The 1,677-nt window shown below is 55.8% G+C and carries 2 protein-coding genes and 1 CRISPR repeat array; of the genes, one reads left to right on the top strand and one right to left on the bottom strand.

Translation table 11 applies throughout. The features are described from left to right. The first annotated feature begins 210 nt into the window (after positions 1–210). Complete coding sequence (gene cas2, locus BSZ39_RS12720) at positions 211–603, top strand: CRISPR-associated endonuclease Cas2 (RefSeq protein WP_342741825.1); 393 nt, start codon at positions 211–213, stop codon at positions 601–603. Between the two features lie 49 nt (positions 604–652). After that, positions 653–1,457: a CRISPR direct-repeat array (repeat unit 36 nt; unit sequence GAAGTTTATCAGGGGGCTGGATGACTGATTCCCAGC). A gap of 26 nt (positions 1,458–1,483) precedes the next feature. Here the strand turns inward: cas2 and BSZ39_RS12715 are convergent. Beyond that, the coding region (locus tag BSZ39_RS12715; RefSeq protein ID WP_143180550.1) for a transposase at positions 1,484–1,677 on the bottom strand (194 nt) is incomplete at its 5' end.

The raw sequence follows: 1,677 nt of genomic DNA, 5'->3' as shown, positions 1-1,677 counted from the left end.
AGTTGTAGAAGATGAACTCGAGGATCACGCGGTGACCGCCCTGCTGTCCAGCACGACCACCCCGCTACACCACTATGAGGGACTCAACTGCCGACATCGGAGATCCGGGAGTCAAAGCAGAGTTAGTTGGTGCGTCAGACCAGCTAATGGGACGTAGCGCCGCGAGCGTAGTAACTGAAGCCACCAATCTGGCTCGAGGGTTTGGCCAGTATGTGGAAGGCAAAACCCCTCGCTTACGAGTACCAGTCTGGGACCCGGTTCCATAGGGAGCATCCAATGGTCAGGAGCAAGGATCCGATGTGGTGCATGGTGATGTTCGATCTTCCAGTAACGACAGCAGTCGAGCGTCGGAATGCCAATGGATTCCGGAGGCACCTCACGGACTTGGGTTTCTGCATGCTCCAGTACAGCGTCTACATCAAGTACACGCCAGTGGCGGGAGGGGATGGGTGGATCGTGAAAATGATTCGCGGGGCGATTCCTTCAGGAGGTGCAGTACACATCTTGCATCTGACTGATCGACAGTGGGCAAGCACGATGAGGTTCATCAACAGCATCGAGTCAAAGCCCGACGATTCCCCGCAACAGCTTCAGATTTTCTAGCGCTTGGACGCCTCGGAACCCCGAGATTAAGCAGAATCTCGGGGTTCCTGAAGTTTATCAGGGGGCTGGATGACTGATTCCCAGCGCATTAGAACGATTAAACCAAGCTTTTTGAAGTTTATCAGGGGGCTGGATGACTGATTCCCAGCAACGCATCGTGCGGCGCGCCCTGAAATCGAAGTTTATCAGGGGGCTGGATGACTGATTCCCAGCCGACCGACATGTCAGGAAGGGGGAGCCAGAAGTTTATCAGGGGGCTGGATGACTGATTCCCAGCACCTGACACTGTTGGTAGATCGCGATCAGAAGTTTATCAGGGGGCTGGATGACTGATTCCCAGCTTCATGCGAGCCTGCATGACTTCGGTCAGAAGTTTATCAGGGGGCTGGATGACTGATTCCCAGCTCGACGACGCCGAGCGGTCGGAGGTGGTAGAAGTTTATCAGGGGGCTGGATGACTGATTCCCAGCTCGTTCGGGACGGTGCCCTGGTCCGCATGAAGTTTATCAGGGGGCTGGATGACTGATTCCCAGCGGGCGAATTACTCGCCTGTTACTAGAACGAAGTTTATCAGGGGGCTGGATGACTGATTCCCAGCCTAGCCGAATACCCTGACCGCCCCTACAGAAGTTTATCAGGGGGCTGGATGACTGATTCCCAGCAGGTTCCGCGCTCGGTGACGTTCACGGCGAAGTTTATCAGGGGGCTGGATGACTGATTCCCAGCATATCCGGCATTTTTGCCGCCTCAATGAGAAGTTTATCAGGGGGCTGGATGACTGATTCCCAGCATGGGTGGCAGGGATTTAGCCCGGTTGCGAAGTTTATCAGGGGGCTGGATGACTGATTCCCAGCCGAAATGATGAGGGATTCGCGGCTCTTCAGAGTTGAGTGTGGGTTGATGCGTCCAGGCCGCCAGTGATGAGCAGCATGCGGAGTCGGTAGTTCTCGAGGTTGCGGAATCCGCGAGCGATCCGCCTGCCCAGCTCGATGAGCCCGTTGACCGCCTCGGTGCCACCGTTGCTGGCACCGTCGGTGTCGAAGTACGCCAGGATCGTCTTTTGCCACTTCTTCA

Source organism: Bowdeniella nasicola (assembly GCF_001907295.1).
In the GTDB taxonomy this organism is placed as follows: Bacteria; Actinomycetota; Actinomycetes; order Actinomycetales; family Actinomycetaceae; genus Bowdeniella; species Bowdeniella nasicola.
Note: the sequence above shows the minus strand (reverse complement) of the source record. Positions and strands in the feature narration are given on the sequence as shown.

Excerpts from the sequence above, each read along its gene's own strand:
- cas2 (WP_342741825.1), top strand. The coding sequence starts at position 211 with ATGTGGAAGGCAAAACCCCTCGCTTACGAGTACCAGTCTGGGACCCGG.